12 protein-coding genes are annotated in these 21,384 nt (G+C 62.5%); all 12 read left to right on the forward strand.

The features are described 5' to 3' along the window. Positions 1-17: 17 nt before the first annotated feature. The 12 genes from FH08_RS0112365 (at position 18) to cydX (ending at position 21,276) form a co-directional block, all read left to right on the forward strand. Positions 18-2,717, forward strand: a complete 2,700-nt coding sequence (locus FH08_RS0112365; protein WP_031358622.1) for a CoA-binding protein — start codon at positions 18-20, stop codon at positions 2,715-2,717. An 87-nt stretch (positions 2,718-2,804) separates the two neighbouring features. Further along, the gene (locus FH08_RS0112370) at positions 2,805-4,103 is read left to right on the forward strand and encodes an MFS transporter (protein ID WP_031358623.1); all 1,299 of its coding nucleotides are present in this window, start codon (positions 2,805-2,807) and stop codon (positions 4,101-4,103) included. A gap of 63 nt (positions 4,104-4,166) precedes the next feature. After that, a complete protein-coding gene (locus FH08_RS0112375) occupies positions 4,167-5,402 on the forward strand; it encodes a polyhydroxyalkanoate depolymerase (RefSeq protein WP_031358624.1) in 1,236 nt (411 codons plus the stop codon). 335 nt (positions 5,403-5,737) lie between these two features. Continuing rightward, on the forward strand, positions 5,738-8,419 hold the full coding sequence (gene aceE / locus FH08_RS0112380; protein WP_031358625.1) for a pyruvate dehydrogenase (acetyl-transferring), homodimeric type: 2,682 nt from the start codon (positions 5,738-5,740) through the stop codon (positions 8,417-8,419). 18 nt (positions 8,420-8,437) lie between these two features. Continuing rightward, positions 8,438-10,045, forward strand: a complete 1,608-nt coding sequence (aceF, locus tag FH08_RS0112385; protein ID WP_031358626.1) for a dihydrolipoyllysine-residue acetyltransferase — start codon at positions 8,438-8,440, stop codon at positions 10,043-10,045. 13 nt (positions 10,046-10,058) lie between these two features. After that, positions 10,059-11,816, forward strand: coding sequence for a dihydrolipoyl dehydrogenase (lpdA, locus tag FH08_RS0112390; protein ID WP_031358627.1), 1,758 nt, complete (start codon positions 10,059-10,061; stop codon positions 11,814-11,816). Positions 11,817-11,869: 53 nt separating this feature from the next. Then, positions 11,870-14,152: an NADP-dependent malic enzyme gene (locus FH08_RS0112395; RefSeq protein ID WP_031358628.1), complete on the forward strand. Its 2,283-nt coding sequence runs from the start codon at positions 11,870-11,872 to the stop codon at positions 14,150-14,152. 109 nt (positions 14,153-14,261) lie between these two features. Continuing rightward, complete coding sequence (locus tag FH08_RS0112400) at positions 14,262-15,605, forward strand: dicarboxylate/amino acid:cation symporter (protein ID WP_031358629.1); 1,344 nt, start codon at positions 14,262-14,264, stop codon at positions 15,603-15,605. Between the two features lie 47 nt (positions 15,606-15,652). Then, a complete protein-coding gene (locus FH08_RS0112405) occupies positions 15,653-16,987 on the forward strand; it encodes an NAD(P)/FAD-dependent oxidoreductase (RefSeq protein ID WP_031358630.1) in 1,335 nt (444 codons plus the stop codon). Positions 16,988-17,093: 106 nt separating this feature from the next. After that, a complete protein-coding gene (locus FH08_RS0112410; RefSeq protein WP_031358631.1) occupies positions 17,094-18,275 on the forward strand; it encodes an acetyl-CoA C-acetyltransferase in 1,182 nt (393 codons plus the stop codon). 65 nt (positions 18,276-18,340) lie between these two features. Continuing rightward, positions 18,341-19,087 (forward strand): acetoacetyl-CoA reductase, encoded by a 747-nt coding sequence (gene phbB, locus FH08_RS0112415; protein WP_031358632.1) that lies wholly within the window; start codon positions 18,341-18,343, stop codon positions 19,085-19,087. A 320-nt stretch (positions 19,088-19,407) separates the two neighbouring features. Next, complete coding sequence (cydX, locus tag FH08_RS0112425; protein WP_081889454.1) at positions 19,408-21,276, forward strand: cytochrome bd-I oxidase subunit CydX; 1,869 nt, start codon at positions 19,408-19,410, stop codon at positions 21,274-21,276. The last annotated feature ends 108 nt before the right edge of the window (positions 21,277-21,384 follow it).

The raw sequence follows: 21,384 nt of genomic DNA on the forward strand, positions 1-21,384 counted from the left end.
CGCATAAGGAGAGTGTCATGTACAAGCAAGGTGTAGGCGATTTCAAGTATTTCGTCGGTACCAGTTCGCTGGCCCACGTGGCCACGCGCGAAGATCGGGTCTGCGTGCTCAACATCCTTGGCGGCGAGTCGAGCGACGTGACGCCGGTCGGTCATGTGTATTCAGGCGGCAACGTCGTGTTCGGCACGGCCCCGGGCAAACGAGGCCAGGTGCTGGAAACGGCGCTTGGCGCAGTGCCCGTTTACAACAACGTACTTGAAGGCATCAACGCCGGCCATCGCTTCAACTGCGGCGTGATCTACCTGCCGCCGGCAGCGGCGCGTGATGGTGTGGCTGAACTGATCCGGGTTAATCCGGAGTTGAAGAAGATCTTCATCGTCACCGAGAAGCTCGCCGTGCACGACTCGCGCGAGATCCGCGCGATGGGTCAGGCCAATGGCATCGACATCTTCGGTGGCAACAGCCTGGGTGTAGCCGATGCGTGGAATCAGGTTCGTATCGGCGGTGCACTGGGTGGGGACCATCCGGAGGAAGCGCTGCGTAAAGGATCCATCGCGATCTTCTCCAACTCAGGGAATTTCACTACCACGATTGCAACCTATCTGCGCATGGCCGGCTGGGGCACTACCACTTCCATCTCCAGCGGCAAGGATGTCTATGTCCACTTCGCGGCGCCCGAGTTTGCGTTCGCCCTGTCAAACGACGCCCGTAGTAAAGCTGCTGTGCTCTACGTCGAACCCGGCGGCTACTACGAGCTCGACGCGACCTTCACCAAGCCCGTGGTCGCTTGCGTGGTCGGGCGCTGGAAGTCCCAGCTGACCCGCTCGGTCGGGCATGCCGGCGCCATGGCCGGTGGCGCCGACGACGCGCTCAGCAAGGAAGGCTGGTTCATGGACAAATTCGGCGTGGACGGCATCTTCACGCCGGAGAATCCCGTGTTCTCGGCCAAGGGTGCGCTCGTGACTAATATCGCCCACATCCCGGCTGCACTGACTGCGGTGATGGGCGAGAACGCCTGCCGCCCCGACTTCGCGTCCGAGGGCAATCTCGCACTCAAACCCTGGTTCGGCGCGAGCCATGGGCTGGACCTGCCGGCCGATCTCGACCTGCCCGTGGTCGAAGCCACCGCCCCCTACAACGAACAGGTCGCGGCGCTGAACCAGCAGATCGGAGCAGTATCGCCGCGCCAGACGATGAAGGACGCCTCAGGCGCCTCGCAGATGGACGCGAAGACCCAGGTCACCAGCCTGTATGGTGTGTCGATGCTCGACGCCGCCCAGTACCCGCTGGAGGCCAACGTCAGCCTGGCGCTGCTGCACGAACCCGGCGGCGAGAACGACCGGCGCCTGATCAATGTCGCGATAGGTGCGGGCCTCAACCTGCACGGTCATCCGGCGCTGGCCGCAGCACAGGCCGCGCGCGAAGCCGGCAACGCACCCAACACCGTGCTGGCCGCTGCCGCCAGCATTCTCGGGCCGCGCTGCCAGGGTCAGGCGCGGCAGATAGCGCGGGTTCTGATCGACGCTTTCGCGGCGGCCGGCATGAGCGACGCACTGGACGAAAGCTTTGATACCAGCGCGATCGCCATCGACGACCCCGGTTTATTTGTCAGCACAGAACCCAACGCCCACGCACAAGCAATGCTCGCGGGCCTGCACGCACGCGGCGCCAAATCAGTGTTCGTGCATTACCTGGAGACATTGCCGGGCCACCCCACAGCCGACGCCGTGCTCGCCGCAATCACGACCACCCTCGCCTGGGGTCCGTTGATGCGCAAGCGCGTCTCGCGCCTGACCGCCGAGAGCCTGCCATGGTGGATGCGCCTGTTCGGCGCGCTGATCGGCGCCTCGGTGCAAGCAGACCAGCACCAGCCCGGCAGTTTTTGCGGCATCGCAACGGCCGAGATCCTGCAGCAGCGGCCGATCAGCGAGGTGGCCTTCGTCGCGCTGCTCGGCCTCACGCCGCAGCCGGCCGACTTGTTCGCATTCCAGGTGCTCGTGGGGCTGCTGTTGTCAAACGGACCCGGCACGATCTCGGCCCAGGGCGCCAAAGGCGCGGTCTCCGCCGATGGCCCCGAGGACCCCGAACGCGTGCAACTCAACAAAGGTCTGATCGGCTTCCTGACCCACACCGGTTACACCCATGGCGGCAACGGCTACGAGGGCATTGCGTTCCTGATCGAGCAGTTCAGGGACTCGGGGCTGGTCGATCCGGGCAACCCGGATCATGGCGTGGACCTGAAGGCGCTGGCCCTGAAATATGTCGAAGCCTATGCACGCTACAAATCGAACAAGAAGAACACCGGCAGCCTGGATATCCAGAAGATTCCCGGCGTCAATCACCCCGTGTTCAAGGACAAGCCCGTCAACCACGATCCGCGCGAGGTCTTCATTCGCGACCTCATGGTCGAGCGTCAGGAATATAACGTCTTCCACGAGTTCTACGGCACGCTGGTGCAGACCTTGTTCGACGCAGGCGTGTCGCGCAATGTTTATTGCGTCAATGTCGATGCGGTGATTGCAGCGTTGCTGCTGAAGATGCTGTGGCAGCCCTACCGTAACGGCGAGTATTCAGGCGCGGCGCTGGAGACGGCGGCCTTTACGATCTTCCTATACCCGCGCATGCTTGGCTGTGCAGCGGAAGTCGACGACCACATGAACCGCGGCCGCAACATGGACACCCGCACGCCGGCATCGCAGTGCCAGTTCGTCGCTTGACACCGCGTGACCGTATGTCCGGATCGGCATGGCCCGCGGCGGGTCATGCCGGCCCAACACAAGAATCAGATTCTGGAGACGGCGAAAATGTCGAACGCTAACGCAACACAATCCAAGTTCGGAATGGTTGTCCGGGTAACCAGCGGCAATTTCCTGGAGATGTTCGATTTCTTCCTGTTTGGCTTTTACGCAACCTATATCGCCAAGACCTATTTCCCGGCCGACAGTGAGTTCGCCTCGCTGATGCTGACGTTCGGCACGTTTGGCGCGGGTTTCATCATGCGGCCTGTCGGCGCGATTGTTTTGGGTGCTTACATCGATAAGGTAGGCCGGCGGCAGGGGCTGATCACGACGCTCGCGATCATGGCGATGGGCACCGTGCTGGTGGCCTTCGTGCCGGGTTACATGACCATCGGTCTGTTCGCACCGCTGCTGGTGCTGATCGGCCGCTTGCTGCAGGGTTTCTCTGCCGGCGTGGAACTGGGCGGTGTGTCGGTCTATCTCGCTGAAATGGCGACGCCCGGTCACAAGGGCTTCTATGTGAGCTGGCAGTCGGCCAGCCAGCAGGCCGCGATCATCGTGGCCGCCGTGATTGGCTATACGCTGAGCGCCACCATGGGACAGGCTGCGATTGCCGCATGGGGCTGGCGCATTCCGTTCTTTATCGGTTGCATGATCGTGCCGTTTCTCTTCGTGATCCGTCGTTCGCTACAGGAAACCGAGGAGTTCACCGCTCGCAAGCACAGGCCGAACGCGAGCGAAATTTTCCGCTCGATGATGCGCAACTGGGGCATCGTACTGGCCGGGATGATGCTGGTTGTGATGACGACGGTGTCGTTCTACCTGATCACAATCTACACGCCGACATTCGGGCGCAGTGTGCTGAAGCTCTCGGCGGAAGACAGCCTGATTGTCACGTTCTGCATCGGCGTATCCAACCTGTTCTGGTTGCCGGTCATGGGCGCTTTGTCCGACCGCGTTGGACGCAAGCCGCTACTGATCGGCTTCACGTTGCTGACCATCCTGACCGCTTATCCGGTGATGGTCTGGCTGGTCGACGGGCCGACCTTCCCGAAGATGCTGATTGCCGAGTTGTGGCTGTCGTTCCTATACGGCAGTTATAACGGCGCGATGGTCGTGGCGCTCACCGAGGTGATGCCGGTCGACGTGCGGACCTCGGGGTTCTCGCTGGCCTACAGCCTGGCGACTGCGATCTTCGGGGGCTTCACGCCCGTCATCCTGACCTTCCTGATCCAGGTAACGAACAACAAAGGCGCGCCCGGCTTGTGGATGAGCTTTGCTGCGGTGTGCGGCCTGATTGGCACCCTGGTGCTTTACCGGCGCAGCGCGGTCGCCAAGCGGGAGCAGTTGTCGCTGACGGCGTGATCGCCAGGAATTTTATGCGGCTCGTATTTCTATAAGCTCCCTGAGCAATTTATCTGGATAACTATGCTTTATCAATTGCATGAACAGAATCGCTCTCTCGTAGCACCCTTCTTGCAATGGGCGAATGCATGGGCCAAATTGCTGATCCATCCGGTCTCGCCCGTGGCGCGCATACCGTTTGTGCGCCACATCGCGGCTGGATACGAGTTGATGTACCGGCTCGGCAAGGCATATGAAAAACCGCCATTCGCGATTCACACGACCGTGGTCGGCGGCAAGACCGTCGGCATTTCAGAAGAGGTGACCCTCAACAAGCCGTTTTGTGCGCTGCTGCATTTCCGGAAAGATCTAAGCGATGAGGAATTGGCTCGACTGAACCACCCCAAGGTGCTGCTCGTGGCACCTCTGTCCGGTCATCATTCGACCTTGCTGCGTGACACCGTACATGGCTTGCTGCCGAACCACGATGTCTACATTACCGACTGGACCGACGCACGCAGGGTGCCCTTGTCCGAGGGTTTGTTCCATTTGCATGACTACGTGTATTACGTGCAGGATTTCATTCGGCTGCTCGGCCCTGACCTGCATGTCATCTCGGTCTGCCAGCCGACGGTTCCGGTGCTCGCGGCGATCGCGCTGATGGCGAGCGCCGGCGACACGAAACTGCCGAAGACAATGACCATGATGGGCGGCCCTATCGACCCGCGCAAATCGCCTACGCAGGTGAACGCGCTGGCAACGGAAAAAACCTACTCATGGTTTGAAAACAGCGTGATCTATCGCGTCCCGGCCAGTCATCCGGGATCTGGGCGCAAGGTGTATCCGGGCTTCCTGCAGCATGCGGGTTTCGTTGCGATGAATCCCGAGCGCCATGCGCAAAGTCATCGGGAATTTCACGAGCATTTGATCAGAGGAGAGGACGAACTTGCCGAAGAACATCGCAAGTTCTACAACGAATATAACGCGGTGCTGGATATGCCGGCCGAGTATTACCTGGAAACAATTCGAACCGTGTTCCAGGAGTTCAGCCTGCCGATGGGAACCTGGTGGGTCGGCGGGAAACTGGTACGTCCGCAGGACATCGAAGGGGTCGCCCTGTTCACCATTGAAGGAGAGCTCGACGATATTTCCGGTTCTGGCCAGACGCATGCGGCGCACGATTTGTGCACTGCGATTCCCGATGCGAAGCGGCTGCAATTCACCGCTGCGCAATGCGGGCATTTCGGCATTTTTTCGGGGCGCCGCTGGCGCGAGATGGTTTGTCCAAGGATTGAGGAGTTCATCCAAACGCATTCGTGAGTTTTTAATCGTCGATGCTCTCAAGAGCCGTTTTCGTGTGAAATGAAAGCAGATTGTTTACGCGCGCCTGGGTTAGCTGCGTCTTGAGTGGTGACCCCAGCTTTCGAGGCTTCGCAATTACCCTTATCCGGCTGCACGGAAAACCAGACCACACCCGTGCTGCGATTCCGATGCATCGTTCTGGCGCCTCAATTTCTCTTGTAGCAACCCCAGTTTAATCAACGACTTGATTTACCTGTTTGATTGACGCGGCACATGGCATGGCCATTGCATTATCGACGGGACAATGTGCCGCGCGACCACGGACGCGACACGACACGACAAGTGGAGACAAGATGAACGCTAACGATGACCTCGACCCGCTCGAGACCAGCGAGTGGATGGATGCCCTGCGCGCGGTTCAGGCGCATCGCGGAATCCCGCGAGCCCGCTACCTCGTCACCCGTGTAGTGGAGCAGGCGCAGCGTGAAGGGACCTACGCGCCCCAGTCGCTGAACACGGCCTACAAGAACACCATCGCGCCCGAGGAGGAAGAGCGCTCGCCGGGGGATCGCGCGATCGAGCATCGGCTGCGCTCCATCATCCGCTGGAACGCAATGGCCATCATCCTGCGCGCCAACAAGGATAGCTCGGAACTCGGCGGCCACATCGCCAGTTTCCAGTCCGCGGCCACGCTGTATGACATCGGCTTCGGCCACTTCTGGCATGCGCCGACAGAGACGCATGGCGGCGACCTGATCTACATCCAGGGGCACAGCGCGCCGGGCATTTATTCACGCGCCTTTGTCGAAGGGCGCCTGAGCGAAGAGCAACTGCTCGGCTACCGTCAGGAAACCGGTGGCAAGGGCATCCCCTCTTACCCGCATCCGTGGCTGATGCCGGACTTCTGGCAGTTCCCGACCGTGTCGATGGGCCTGGGTCCGCTCATGGCGATCTACCAGGCGCGCTTCCTCAAATACCTGCAGGGCCGCAGCCTTGCCGACACCGCACCGCGCAAGGTCTGGGCCTTCATGGGCGACGGCGAGATGGACGAGCCCGAGTCGCTGGGCGCGATTTCGCTGGCCGGCCGCGAGCGGCTGGACAACCTGATCTTCGTCATCAACTGCAACCTGCAGCGGCTCGACGGCCCGGTGCGCGGCAACGGCAAGATCGTGCAGGAACTCGAGTCCGTCTTTCGCGGCGCCGGCTGGAACGTCATCAAGGTACTGTGGGGCGGCGGCTGGGACAAGCTGCTCGCGAAAGACACGAGCGGCCTGTTGCTCAAGCGCATGGAAGAGTGCGTCGACGGCGAATACCAGGACTTCAAGAGCAAGAGCGGCGCCTATGTTCGCGAGCATTTCTTCGGCAAGTACGAGGAACTCACGGCACTGGTCGCCGACATGAGTGACGACGAGATATGGAGCCTGACGCGCGGCGGCCACGATCCCGACAAGGTGTTCGCCGCCTACGCGGCAGCGGTCAAGCACACGGGCCAGCCGACGCTGATCCTGCCCAAGACCGTCAAGGGCTACGGCATGGGTGAATCGGGAGAGGGGCAGATGATCGCCCACCAGGCCAAGAAGATGACCCAGGACGCGCTGCGCAGTTTCCGCGACCGTTTCCAGATTCCGGTCGCCGATGAAGATCTTGCCAACATGCCCTTCATCAAGCTGCCGGAGGACAGCCCCGAGATGAAGTACCTGCGCGCGCATCGCGAAGCGCTGGGCGGGTACCTGCCGCAGCGCCGGCGCCGCTCCACCGCGCTCGAGATCCCGCCGCTCGACACCTTCAAGCGCCTGCTCGAACCCACCGGCGCGCGCGAGATATCCACCACCATGGCCTTCGTGCAGATGCTGGGCACCCTCGTACGCGACAAGGCTATTGGCAAACACGTGGTGCCCATCGTGCCCGACGAATCGCGCACCTTCGGCATGGAAGGGATGTTCCGCCAGCTCGGCATTTATTCGTCGGTGGGACAGCTCTACAAGCCGCAGGATGCGGACCAGTTGATGTATTACCGTGAGTCGAAGGACGGCCAGGTGCTGCAGGAAGGCATCAACGAAGGCGGTGCGATGTCGAGCTGGATTGTCGCGGCTACTTCGTACAGCACGAGCAACGTGCCGATGATTCCGTTCTACATCTACTACTCCATGTTCGGGCTCCAGCGCGTGGGCGATCTTGCGTGGCTGGCCGGCGATATCCGCGCGCGCGGCTTCCTGCTGGGCGGCACCGCCGGGCGCACCACGCTCAATGGCGAAGGCCTGCAGCACGAGGACGGTCATAGCCACATCATTGCCGGCACCATCCCGAACTGCATCTCGTACGACCCGACGTTCGCCTACGAAGTGGTGACCATCGTGCGCGAAGGCCTGCGGCGCATGTTCGAGCAACAGGAGGATGTTTTCTATTACATCACCCTGATGAACGAAAACTATCCCCACCCCGGTCTCGCCGATTCCGGCGCGGGCGCGGAGGAAGGCATCCTCAAGGGCTTGTACAAGCTGCAGGACGGTGGTGAGAGCATCAAGAAAGGGCACAGGGTGCAGCTCATGGGCAGCGGCACCATCCTGCGCGAGGTGATCGCTGCAGCCGACCTGCTCAAGAACGACTTCAAGATCACAGCCGATGTCTGGAGTGCGACGAGCTTCAACGAGCTGCGTCGCGACGGCATGGCGACGCAGCGCTGGAACCTGCTGCATCCGACCGAACCGCCACGCAAGAGCTGGCTTGAAAGCAAGCTCGAAGGCCACGAGGGACCCCTTGTTGCCTCGACTGACTACATGCGCGCCTACGCCGACCAGGTGCGCGAGCAGGTCCAGAACGGCGGGCGTCGGTACACCGTGCTAGGCACCGACGGTTTCGGGCGCAGCGACTACCGCGCCAAGCTGCGGCGCTTTTTCGAGGTGGATCGCTATTACGTGACGGTGGCGGCGCTTAAGTCCCTGGCCGACGACGGCGTGATCAAACCACAAATCGTAGCCGAGGCTATTACAAAGTATGGCCTGGACACCGAGCGCGCCGCGCCGTGGACCGTTTGAGACGATGAGGATACCGTAATGAGCCAGGCAATCGATATCAAGGTACCCGACATCGGCGATTTCAAGGACGTGCCGGTGATCGAGATCTACGTCAATGTCGGGGACACCGTCAAGGCCGAAGACCCGCTGGTCTCGCTCGAGTCCGACAAGGCCACCATGGACGTGCCCGCCCCGCGCGGCGGCGTGGTCAAGGCGATCGTCGCGAAGATCGGTGACACGGTCAGCGAAGGCAGCGTGATCATGCAGTTCGCCGACGATGCTGCCGCGTCCCCCGCGGAGGCGGTCAAGCCCAGCGTCAGCGCGCCGCCTTCGCCGGTGAGCGCGCCCGCTGGACGGGCTGAGGTGCGCGTGCCCGACATCGGCGACTTCAAGGACGTGCCGGTGATCGAGATCTACGTCAAGGTTGGAGACACCGTCAAAGCGGAAGATCCGCTCATCTCGCTCGAATCCGACAAGGCCACCATGGACGTGCCCGCGCCGCTCGGCGGCGTGGTCGAGGAGATACGCATCAAACTCGGCGATACGGTCAACGAGGGCAGCATCATCATGTCTCTCGTGACGGATGCAGGCCCTGCCGCTACTGTTCCCGTAGCGGCCACAGCGCCGGCGGCGAGTCCGGCGGCGAGTCCGACATCCCCAGCCGCGACGGCGACGGGTAGCGGCATAGACGAAGCCCGCTTCGCCCTCGCCTACGCGAGTCCGGCAGTGCGCAAGGTGGCGCGCGAGCTCAGTGTCGATCTTGGTCAGGTCAAGGGCACGGGCGATCACGGCCGCATCCTGCGTGAAGACGTGGAGGCTTTCGCCAAAGGCGGCGCATCCGCCGGCGCTTCCGGCACGGCAGCGAAAGGCTCGGCGGCGCCCGGTGCAGGTATTGGAGGCCTCGATCTGCTGCCTTGGCCGAAGGTAGACTTCGCGAAATTCGGTCCTGTCGAACGCCGCGAGTTGTCACGGATCAAGAAGATCTCGGCGGCCAACCTGCATCGCAACTGGGTCGTTATCCCGCATGTCACCACGCACGACGAGGCGGACATTACCGATCTCGAGCAATTCCGCGTGCAGATGAACAAGGAGCTGGAGAAATCGGGCGTCAAGCTCAGCATGCTGCCGTTCATGATGAAAGCGGCGGTCGCCACGCTCAAGGCGTTTCCCGAGTTCAACTCAAGTCTCGAGAAAAGCGCCGACGGCGATGTGCTGATCCTCAAGCAGTACTACCACATCGGATTTGCAGCCGACACGCCCAACGGACTGATGGTGCCGGTGATCCGCGATGCCGATAAAAAGAGCGTGCCGGAGATCGCCCGTGAGATGGGGGAACTCGCCAAGCTGGCGCGCGACGGCAAGCTCAAACCCGAGCAGATGCAAGGCGGCACGTTCACGATCAGTTCGCTGGGCGGGATCGGCGGCATCTACTTCACGCCCATCATCAACGCGCCCGAGGTGGCCATCATGGGCGTGTGCAAGAGCTACTGGAAACAGCACTCCGGCGACGGCAAGACCTGGACGTCGCGCCTGACGCTGCCGCTGTCGCTGTCCTGGGACCATCGCGTAATAGACGGCGCCGCCGCTGCGCGATTCAACGTCCATTTCGCCAAACTGCTCGCCGATCTGCGGCGCGTGCTCTTCTGAGGAATGTGTCGCAATGGCCAATCTTGTGGACGTGAAAGTGCCCGATATCGGCGACTTCAAGGATGTCGCCGTGATCGAGGTGATGGTCAAGGTCGGTGAGGTAATCGCCGTCGACACCGGTTTGATCATGGTCGAGTCCGACAAAGCCTCCATGGAGATTCCATCGAGTCAGGCTGGCTTGGTCAAGGAGATCAAGGTCAAGGTCAACGATCAGGTTAGCGAAGGCTCGGTGATTTTGGTGATTGAGGCTAGTGAGGCCGCCAAGGCCGCTGCTGCTCCACCGGCGCAGCCCGCGGTCGCGGCACCGCCATCCGCCCCTACCCCTGCACCGGTGGCCGCAAGCTACGGCGGCAAAGCCGATGTCGAATGCGAGGTGCTGGTGTTAGGAGCAGGCCCAGGCGGCTACTCTGCTGCCTTCCGAAGCGCCGACCTCGGGATGAAGACCGTGTTGGTCGAGCGCTATCCCACCCTGGGCGGCGTGTGCCTGAACGTGGGTTGCATCCCGTCGAAGGCGTTGTTGCATACCGCGTCGGTGATCGACGAGGTGAAACACCTTCCCGACCACGGCGTGCGCTACGGGCCGCCCGAGATCGATCTCGACAAGCTGCGTGCGTTCAAGGACGGCGTGGTCGGCAAGCTTACCGGCGGCCTCGCCGGCATGGCCCGCGCCCGCAAGGTCGAGGTCGTTACGGGCGTCGGCAGCTTTGTCGATGCACATCACATTGAGGTTGCGACAGCGGACGGCGGTAAGCGTGTCGTGAAGTTCGCCAAGGCGATCATCGCTGCGGGTTCGCAGGCGGTGAAGCTGCCCTTCATGCCCGAAGACGAGCGTGTTGTCGACTCGACCGGCGCGCTGAAACTGAAGTCCATCCCCAAGCGGATGCTGGTGGTGGGCGGCGGCATCATCGGGCTGGAAATGGCGACGGTCTACTCGACGCTCGGCACGCGCATCGATGTGGTCGAGATGCTCGACGGCCTGATGCAAGGCGCCGACCGCGACCTCGTCAAGGTGTGGGACAAGATGAACGCCCATCGCTTTGATCACGTGATGCTGAAGACCCGGGCCGTGGGCGCGAAGGCGACGGACGCGGGTATCGAAGTCAGCTTCGAGGGGGAAAAGGCGCATGCTGAGCCGCAGGTCTACGACCTCGTGCTGGTCGCAGTCGGCCGCAGCCCGAACGGCAAGAGAATCGATGCCGACAAGGCCGGCGTGGCAGTCACGGAGCGCGGTTTCATCAACGTCGACAAGCAGATGCGCACCAATGTGCCGCACATCTTCGCGATCGGCGACGTTGTCGGTGAGCCGATGCTTGCGCACAAGGCGGTGCACGAAGCGCATGTAGCGGCCGAGGTCGCGCATGGCGAGCCTTCCTTCTTCGACGCACGCCAGATCCCTTCGGTGGCCTATACCGACCCCGAGGTGGCATGGGCCGGCAAGACCGAGGAGCAGTGCAAGGCCGAGGGAATCAAGATCGGCCGCGCGGTGTTCCCGTGGGCCGCCTCGGGACGTGCAATTGCCAACGGCCGCGACGAGGGTTTCACCAAGCTTATCTTCGACGAAGCCACGCATCGCGTGATCGGCGGAGGGATTGTCGGCACCCATGCCGGCGACTTGATCAGCGAGGTGTGCCTGGCAATCGAGATGGGCTGTGAACCTGCCGACATCGGCAAGACAATTCATCCGCACCCAACGCTGGGCGAGTCGATCGGCATGGCCGCTGAAGTCTTCGAAGGTCACTGCACCGACCTGCCGCCGCAGAAAAAGAAATAGACGCGCCTTCGCTCCACCACGCTGCCCCAACAAACTCCTGGAGACAAGACACCATGACGGACTCCCTGCGCGAAGCAGCGCTCGACTATCACCGCTACCCGACACCGGGCAAGATTTCTGTCACGCCGACCAAGGCCATGGCCACCCAGCGCGACCTGGGTCTTGCCTATTCGCCGGGCGTGGCTGAAGCGTGTCTTGCCATCGTCGAGGATCCGCGTGAGGCGGGCAACCTGACCGCGCGCAACAACCTGGTCGCCGTGGTGACCAACGGCACCGCGGTGCTGGGTCTCGGCAACATAGGCGCGCTCGCGGGCAAGCCGGTGATGGAAGGCAAGGCGTGCCTCTTCAAGAAGTTCGCCGGCATCGACGTATTCGACATCGAACTCGACGAGGCCGACCCCGACAAGCTGATCGACACCATCGCGCGCATGGAGCCGACCTTCGGCGGCATCAACCTGGAGGACATCAAGGCACCCGAATGTTTCTACATCGAGAAGAAGCTGCGCGAGCGCATGAAGATCCCGGTCTTCCACGATGACCAGCATGGCACCGCGATCGTAGCCGCCGCGGCCATCCTGAATGCGCTCCGCCTGGTCGGCAAGGACATCTCAGAGGTCACGCTGGTGGCCTCGGGCGCGGGCGCTGCAGCGCTTGCGTGCCTGGACCTGATCGTCAGCCTCGGGCTGCCCATGCACAAGATCTTCGTGTCCGACAGCAACGGTGTCGTCTACGTTGGCCGCAAGGAGCAGATGGATCCCAACAAGGCGCGCTATGCGCAGGACACGCCGGCGCGCAAGCTCGGCGAGATCATCGAAGGAGCCGACATCTTCCTGGGCCTGTCGGCCGGCGGCGTGCTCACGGCCGACATGGTCAAGCTCATGGCGCGCGCGCCGATCATCCTGGCGATGGCCAACCCGAACCCGGAGATCATGCCCGAAGATGCGCTCGCAGTGCGCCCCGACGCAGTCATCGGCACGGGCCGCTCCGACTATCCGAACCAGGTTAACAACGTCTTGTGTTTCCCGTTCATCTTCCGTGGCGCGCTTGATGTCGGCGCCACCACGATCAACGAAGCGATGAAACTGGCGACCGTGCGCGCGATCGCCGAGCTGGCGCACGCTGAGATCCCGGAAGTGGTGGCGCAAGCTTATGGCGCGGCCGGCCTGCGCTTCGGCGCGCAATACCTGATTCCGAAGCCGTTCGATCCGCGCCTGATCGAAGTAGTGGCGCCGGCGGTTGCACAAGCGGCAATGGACAGCGGCGTCGCCACACGACCTATTGAAGACATGACGGCCTACCGGCAGCGCCTGGGCCAGTTTGTCTACCATTCCGGCAACGCGATGCAGCCGGTGTTCGCCGCCGCCAAGCTCAACGCGAAGCGCGTGCTCTTCGCGGAGGGCGAGGACGAACGCGTGCTGCGCGCCGCACAGGTAGCAGTCGACGAAGGGATCGCCCGGCCGCTGCTCGTGGGCCGCCCAGCGACGCTCGCCGAGCGCATCGAGCAATACGGCCTGCGCCTGCGCTCCGGAGTCGACTACGAGTGTGTCGACCCGCTCGACCCTGAGATCTATGGTGACGCGGCCGAGGCTTACTACCAGCTCGCGCGCCGCCGCGGCGTATCGCGCGTGCAGGCTCAGGCCGAGATGCGCAGCCGCGGCACGCTGCTTGGCGCAATGATGCTGCGCGAGGGCCGCGCCGACGCCATGCTGTGCGGCACTGTCGGACGTTACCAGGATCACCTTGCCCATGTGCGCGATGTCATCGGGCTCAAGCATGGCAGCCAGACCTTCGCGGCCATGCAGATGCTGATGCTCCCGGGTCGCCAGCTCTTCATCTGCGATACCCATGTCAATCACGATCCGAGCGCCGCGCAGCTTGCCGAAATCACGCTGCTCGCCGCCGAGGAGGTGCGCCGCTTCGGCATCACGCCGAGCGTGGCGCTGCTGTCGCATTCGAGCTTCGGCAGTTCGGACGCCCAAAGCGCGGTCAAGATGCGCGAAGCGCTGGCGCTGGTCAAGGCGCTCGATCCGCAGCTCGCGGTGGATGGCGAGATGCGAGGCGACGCGGCGTTGTCGCGCAGCATCCTCGAACACGAGTTTCCGGATTCGAGCCTGAGCGAAGAAGCGAACGTGCTGGTCATGCCCAACGTCGACGCGGCCAACATCTCCTACAACCTGCTGCGGCTCGCGGCAGGCGGCGGCATCACCGTGGGCGGCATCCTGCTCGGCGCAGCGCAGCCGGTGCATATCCTCACGCCGTCATCGACCGTGCGCCGCATCGTCAACATGACCGCGCTCGCAACTGTCGATGCCGGCTCGCAACGGAGCGCCGAATGATCACCACAGACAAGACCGCGCCCAGTCCCATCGACACTTAGAGCGGCAGGCGCGAGCCGCGGGCATGTGAACGCCTGGACCACCCCACAAGCATGGACGGAGACACCCCATGGACCACGATCCCAAAAGCCGGCCGCTCTACAAGTCGCTGTATTTCCAGGTCATCACGGCGATCCTCATTGGTGTGCTGGTGGGCCATTTCTTCCCGCACACCGGCACCGCGATGAAACCATTCGGCGATGGTTTCATCAGGCTGATCAAGATGATCATCGCACCGATCATCTTCTGCACTGTCGTGGTCGGCATAGCCGGCATGGAGGACATGAAAAAGGTCGGCAAGACGGGCGGCCTGGCTTTGATGTACTTCGAGATTGTGAGTGCGATCGCGCTGGTGGTCGGGCTCGTGATCATCAACGTCTTGCGGCCCGGCGCGGGCATGAACATCGATGCAGGTTCGCTCGACCCCAAGGCCATCGCCGCCTACACCGCGCCCGGCAAGATGCAGGGCACGGTCGATTTCTTCTTCAACATCATTCCCAGCACGGTCGTGGACGCCTTCGCCAAAGGCGAGATCCTGCAAGTCCTGCTCTTCTCCGTGATGTTCGGCTTCGCGCTGCATAAGTTCGGCGGCCGCGGCACCTTGATATTCGACATCATCGAGAAGGGCTCGCATGTGCTGTTCGCGATCGTCGGCATGATCATGCGGGTCGCCCCAATTGGCGCGTTCGGCGCGATGGCCTTCACCATCGGCGAGTACGGGCTGGGTTCGCTGCTCTCGCTCGGCAAGCTGATGGCGACGTTCTATGCCACTTGCCTCTTCTTCATCTTCGTCGTCCTTGGGACCATCGCCAGGCTGCACGGTTTCTCGATCTGGAAGTTCGTCCGCTACATCAAGGAAGAACTGCTGATCGTGTTCGGCACCAGTTCGTCGGAAGCGGCGTTGCCGCGCATGATGGTCAAGATGGAAAACCTCGGGGTGCGCAAGTCGGTGGTCGGCCTGGTGATCCCCACCGGCTACTCGTTCAACCTGGACGGCACCTCGATCTACCTCACGATGGCCGCCGTGTTCATCGCCCAGGCGACCAACACGCCGATGACGCTGGTGCAGCAGATCACGCTGCTGGGTGTCCTGATGCTTACCTCCAAAGGCGCAGCGGGGGTGACCGGCAGCGGTTTCATCGTGCTGGCGGCTACGCTCTCGGCCGTGGGCGGCGTGCCGGTCGCGGGGCTGGCGCTGATCCTGGGCATCGATCGCTTCATGTCCGAGGCGCGCGCGCTGACGAACCTGATCGGCAACGGGGTGGCGACCGTGGTGGTCGGGAAGTGGCTCGGCGACCTGGATGTCGATCGGCTGCATCAACAGCTGAACAACAAATCCGGGGATGCAACCGACGAGCCCGAAGCGGTACTCGACGCTGTCGAAGAACACATGCCGGTGGCCTCGAAACACTAAGTAGCTAACCTAAGCATTCGACGCGAACACCGGACCGGGACACAACCATGAACACCGCAACGGATCACCCGCGCCACCGCATCGTGATTGTCGGCGGCGGTGCGGGCGGGCTCGAACTGGCGACCCGGCTGGGCAACACGCTCGGCCGGCGCAGGCAGGCCGAGATCACGCTGATCGAAAAGAAGCGCACCCACGTCTGGAAACCCAAGCTGCATGAGATCGCCGCCGGCAGCATGGACATGAGCGCTCATGAGGTGGGCTATCTCGCGCAGTCGCATTGGCATCACTTCCGCTATCGCGTAGGCGAGATGACGGGTCTTGATCGGGAACGGCGCGAAGTGCTGGTGGCGGCGCATGTCGACGACGAGGGTCTGCTGGTCACGCCACAGCGCGCATTCGGTTACGACACGCTGGTCATGGCGGTGGGCAGCCAGAGCAACGACTTCGGCACGCCGGGCGTGCGCGAATACGCGATGCGGCTGGAGTCCTCCGTCGACGCGCTGCGCTTCCATTCGCGCATGGTCAATGCCTGTATCCGCGCGCATGCGCAGACCACGCCGCTGAGGCCCGAACAGTTGCAGGTGGTGATCATTGGTGCGGGAGCCACGGGCGTCGAGCTGGCGGCCGAACTGCATCGCACTACGCGTGAAGTGGTGGCCTTCGGGCTGGATCGCGTCGATCCCAACAAGGACATCCGGGTAACGGTCGTCGAGGCCGCGCCGCGTGTACTGCCTGCTTTGCCGCCGCGTTTGTCGCAAGCGACCGAGATCCTGCTGGGCAAGCTTGGCGTGGAGGTACGCATAAATGCTAAGGTTGCCGAAGTATTATCAGACGGCGTGCGCCTGGCCGACGGCCAATTCCTGCCGGCCGAACTCGTGGTCTGGGCAGCCGGCGTCAAGGCGCCGGACTTCCTGAAAGACATGGCCGGCCTCGAGACGAATCGGGTCAACCAGTTGGTGGTGAGGCCCACATTGCAGGCAACCCGCGACGACGACATCTTCGCTATCGGCGACTGCGCAGCCTGTGCGTGGCCGCAAGCCGGGGAAGGCATCCTCGTGCCGCCACGCGCTCAGGCTGCCCATCAGCAGGCTTCCCATTTGATGCAGCAGATCAGGCGGCGGATGGCGGGTAAACCGCTCAAGGACTACCTCTACCGGGATTTTGGCTCGCTGGTTTCGCTGGGCGAGTTCAGCACTGTCGGCAACATGATGGGCGGATTGATCGGCGGCAACCTGATGATCGAAGGCCTGTTCGCACGCGCGATGTACCTGTCGCTCTACAAGATGCATGAACTGGCCTTGCACGGTTTCCCCAAGGTGGCGCTCGACACCTTGGCACGCCTGATCGTGCGGCGCACCGAGCCTCACGTGAAGCTGCATTGACGTCGGAGCCCCGCTTGCAAACATGGCCACGACATACGCCAGCGCAAAGACGTTGTGTAGCCGCCCATTTTTTGGTTTTTGCATCATCCACTGAGAAGGAGTGAACATGTCCGATATCGTCATCGTCGCCGCCGCCCGCACCGCCGTGGGCAAGTTCGGCGGCACGCTCGCCAAGACCTCCGCGGTCGATCTTGGCGCCCATGTCGTCAAGGGCCTGCTGGCGCAAGCGGGCGTGCCCGCCGACGCGGTCAGCGAAGTCATCATGGGCCAGGTGTTGACCGCTGGTGCAGGACAGAACCCGGCGCGCCAGACCGTCATCAAGGCCGGGTTGCCGCAAAGCGTTCCGGGGATGACCATCAACAAGGTGTGCGGTTCGGGCCTCAAGGCCGTCATGCTCGCGGCGCAAGCGGTCAAGTGCGGCGATGCCGAAATCGTCGTCGCTGGTGGTCAGGAAAACATGAGCGCGGCGCCCCACGTGCTGCCCGGTTCACGCGATGGCTTTCGCATGGGCGACGCGAAGCTGATCGACAGCATGATCGTCGACGGCCTGTGGGACGTCTTTAACCAGTACCACATGGGCATCACGGCCGAGAACGTCGCGAAGCAGTACGGCATCACGCGCGACCTGCAGGATGCGCTCGCGCTCGCCTCGCAGCAAAAGGCCGCCGCGGCGCAGGACGCCGGCCGGTTCGCCGACGAGATCCTGCCGTTTTCCATCGCGCAGAAGAAAGGCGAACCGATCGTCTTTTCCGCCGACGAGTTCGTCAACCGCAAGACAAGTGCCGACGTGCTGGCCGGTTTGCGTCCGGCCTTCGACAAAACGGGAAGTGTGACAGCGGGCAATGCATCGGGGCTCAACGACGGCGCTGCCGCCGTGCTGGTGATGAGCGCACAGCGCGCCGCGGCGCTTGGCCTGCGTCCACTGGCTGTGATCCGCGGGTATGCGTCGGCGGGACTGGACCCGACCATCATGGGCATGGGTCCGGTGCCGGCCTCGCGATTGTGCCTGCAACGCGCAGGCTGGTCAGCGCAAGACCTGGACCTAATGGAGATCAACGAAGCCTTCGCCGCGCAGGCCTGCGCGGTGAACAAGGAAATGGACTGGGACACGAGCAAGATCAACGTCAACGGCGGCGCCATTGCCATCGGTCATCCGATCGGCGCGTCCGGCTGCCGGATCCTCGTGACACTGCTGCATGAAATGAAGCGCCGCGGCGCGAACAAGGGGCTGGCGTCGCTGTGCATCGGCGGCGGCATGGGCGTGGCGCTGGCCGTCGAACGTGCATGAACGCGCGTGAATGGGCCTGACGTGCGTGAGCACAACTGAACGTAGCACCAACAAGGAGACGGAACATGACACAAGCACGCGTGGTACTGGTAACGGGAGGCATGGGCGGCCTTGGCGAAACGATTTCCACCAAGATGGTCGATGCCGGCTACAAGGTGGCCGTGACCTACTCGCCCGGCAACAACCGTCACGGCGAATGGGTGGCGCAGATGAAGGAGAATGGCTATGACATTCTCGCCGTGCCCTGCGACGTGACCGACATCGACTCTTGCGCGAGCGCTGTCGCTCTCGTGCAGGACAAGCTTGGAGCCATCGACGTACTGGTCAACAATGCGGGCATCACACGCGACATGACTTTCAAGAAGATGGACAAGGTCAACTGGGACGCGGTGCTGCGTACCAACCTCGACAGCCTGTTCAACATGACCAAGCAGGTCGCCGACGGCATGGTCGAGCGCAACTGGGGCCGCGTCATCAACGTGTCTTCCGTCAACGGTTCCAAAGGCGCATTCGGCCAGACCAATTACTCGGCAGCCAAGTCCGGGGTACACGGTTTCACGAAAGCACTAGCGCTCGAAGTGGCCCGGAAGGGAGTCACTGTCAACACCATCTCGCCGGGTTACATCGGCACGAAGATGGTCACGGCCATTCCGCAGGAAATACTAGACTCCAAGATCCTGCCGAACATCCCGGTCGGCCGGCTCGGCAAGCCCGAGGAAGTCGCCGGGCTGATCATTTACCTGGCCTCCGAGGAGGCCGCCTTCGTAACCGGCGCCAACATTGCCATCAACGGCGGTCAGCATATGCAGTGACACCTCCGCCCTCTCGGGGAGCACTTGGCTGCGGCTGCGGCCAACCGCCATGCGCGGCTGCCGCAGTGCGTACTCGCTTGGGGCCCTGGCGACACTAGCCCGGGCATCTCCACTGCCGGCTTCATCGATCGATCCGGCAAGCAGCATCACATTGTGGAACGGCAGTTCAAGTCCCAAAACGCGGAGGATCATGCTGATGGTGGTGGCGTTGGTCGTGCTCTACACCTTCTGGGTTTATCGCCTGCTGTGCGGTCCGTTCACCGTGGAAGATATTCAAAGTCACGGCGCAAAACTATACTGAAACACGGAGCGGCTATCTTATGTGGCACTTCACCTGGATCCTCGGTCCAGGGCTGACGCTGGCTTTCGCCATCATCAACGCGTTATGGCTGGAGACCTCATACGCGTTCGGGCAGATCAACGCAGACAGTAAGCTGCGAATCTTCAGTTCCAAACCTACAGGAGACAGCATGACCTCGCCGTTCAACATGCCGGACGAGTTCGTCCAGGGTTTTTTCAAATCGGCACAGACGCTGATGCAGGCATTCCCAGGCGTGCCCGGTGATGCATCCGCCAAGGCGGCCCAGCCGCCGGCCCTCGCGCTCGCGCAGGCGCAGGCCCACTACTGGCAACAGCAGATGGCGCTGTATATGGGCATTGTTGGGAGCACCACCGGCAACCCTGCGGAGCCGACGGTAGTTCCCGAGCGCGGCGACCGCCGGTTCAATGCGAACGCCTGGCGGGACAATCCCTGGTACAGCCTGCTCAAGCAGACGTATCTGCTCAACGCGCGCCTGCTTGACGACATGGTCGAAGCGGCCGGTATCGAGGAGAAAGAAAAGCACAAGCTGCGCTTCTACATGCGCCAGTTCATCGACTCGATGAGTCCGGCCAACTTCGCGGCGACTAACCCCGAGGTCATGACAGCCGCGCTCGAATCGAAAGGAGAAAGCGTCAGGGCCGGTTTTGCCAACCTGCTCGAAGACCTGAAGCGTGGCCGCATCTCCATCACCGATGAAAGCGCTTTCGAAGTGGGCCGTAATGTCGCCGTCTCCAAAGGCTCGGTCGTGTTCGAGAACGAGCTGTTCCAGCTGATCCAGTACGCGCCGCTTACCGAGGAGGTCGCCACGCGACCGCTCGTGATCGTGCCGCCGTGCATCAACAAGTTCTACATCCTGGATCTTCAACCGGAAAACTCGTTCGTGCGTTTCGCGAGCGAAAAAGGCCAGACCGTGTTCCTGGTGTCATGGCGCAACCCCGGCGCCGAGCAGGCACACATCACCTGGGACGACTACGTTGAAAAAGGTGCGATGAAAGCGATCGAGGTCGGGCTCGCGATCAGCGGCGCCGATCAAGTCAACGCGGTCGGCTGGTGCGTGGGCGGCACGATCCTGTCATCGGCCATTGCAGTGCTGCGCACGCGCGGTGACGAGTCAGTGGCGAGCCTCACGCTTCTCACGACCATGCTGGATTTCGGCGACCCGGGCGACCTGGGCGTGTTCATCGATGAACAGGGGGTGTCGCAGCGCGAACAGTCCATCGGTCGCGGCGGCATCTACCCGGGTCAGGAACTCGGCTTCGTGTTCCAGACGCTGCGCGCCAACGACCTGATATGGCCTTACGTCGTCAACAACTACCTCAAGGGTGGCGCGCCGCAGGCGTTCGACCTGCTGTACTGGAATGCGGACGGCACCAACCTGCCCGGGCCCATGTACGCCTGGTACCTGCGCAACATGTACCTCGAGAACAACCTGTGCAAGCCGGCGCATCTCACGATATGCGGCACGCCAGTGGACCTGGGGCGCATCGACATGCCGAGCTATGTGCTCGCCACGCTGGAGGACCACATCGTGCCGTGGAAAGGCGCGTATCGCACGACGCAACTGGTCGGCGGCGGGAAGACTCAATTCGTGCTTGGCGCGAGCGGTCATATTGCGGGCGTGATCAATCCCGCATCGAAGAACAAGCGCAGCTTCTGGACCGACGGTGAACTAGGCGTCGACCCAGAAGCTTGGCTTTCGTCCGCAAAGTCGAACCCAGGCAGCTGGTGGACACACTGGATGGAGTGGCTAAAACCGCAAGCCGGCAAGGCGAAAGCGGCTCCCAAGCGACTCGGCAATGCGAAGTACAAGCCGATCGAGCCCGCGCCCGGGCGCTACGTCAGGAAGACCAGCGCAGAGCAGGTGTAAACCCTCCATCAGCCCACCGTAAACGTCTGTATAAAAGAGCGAATGAATGGCGTATTTCACGGGAATTCCCGGGGTATTCCGGCATGCGTGCGTTGATATCATCTAAGC

Source organism: Caballeronia sordidicola (assembly GCF_000729995.1).
Lineage (GTDB): Bacteria > Pseudomonadota > Gammaproteobacteria > Burkholderiales > Burkholderiaceae > Caballeronia > Caballeronia sordidicola_A.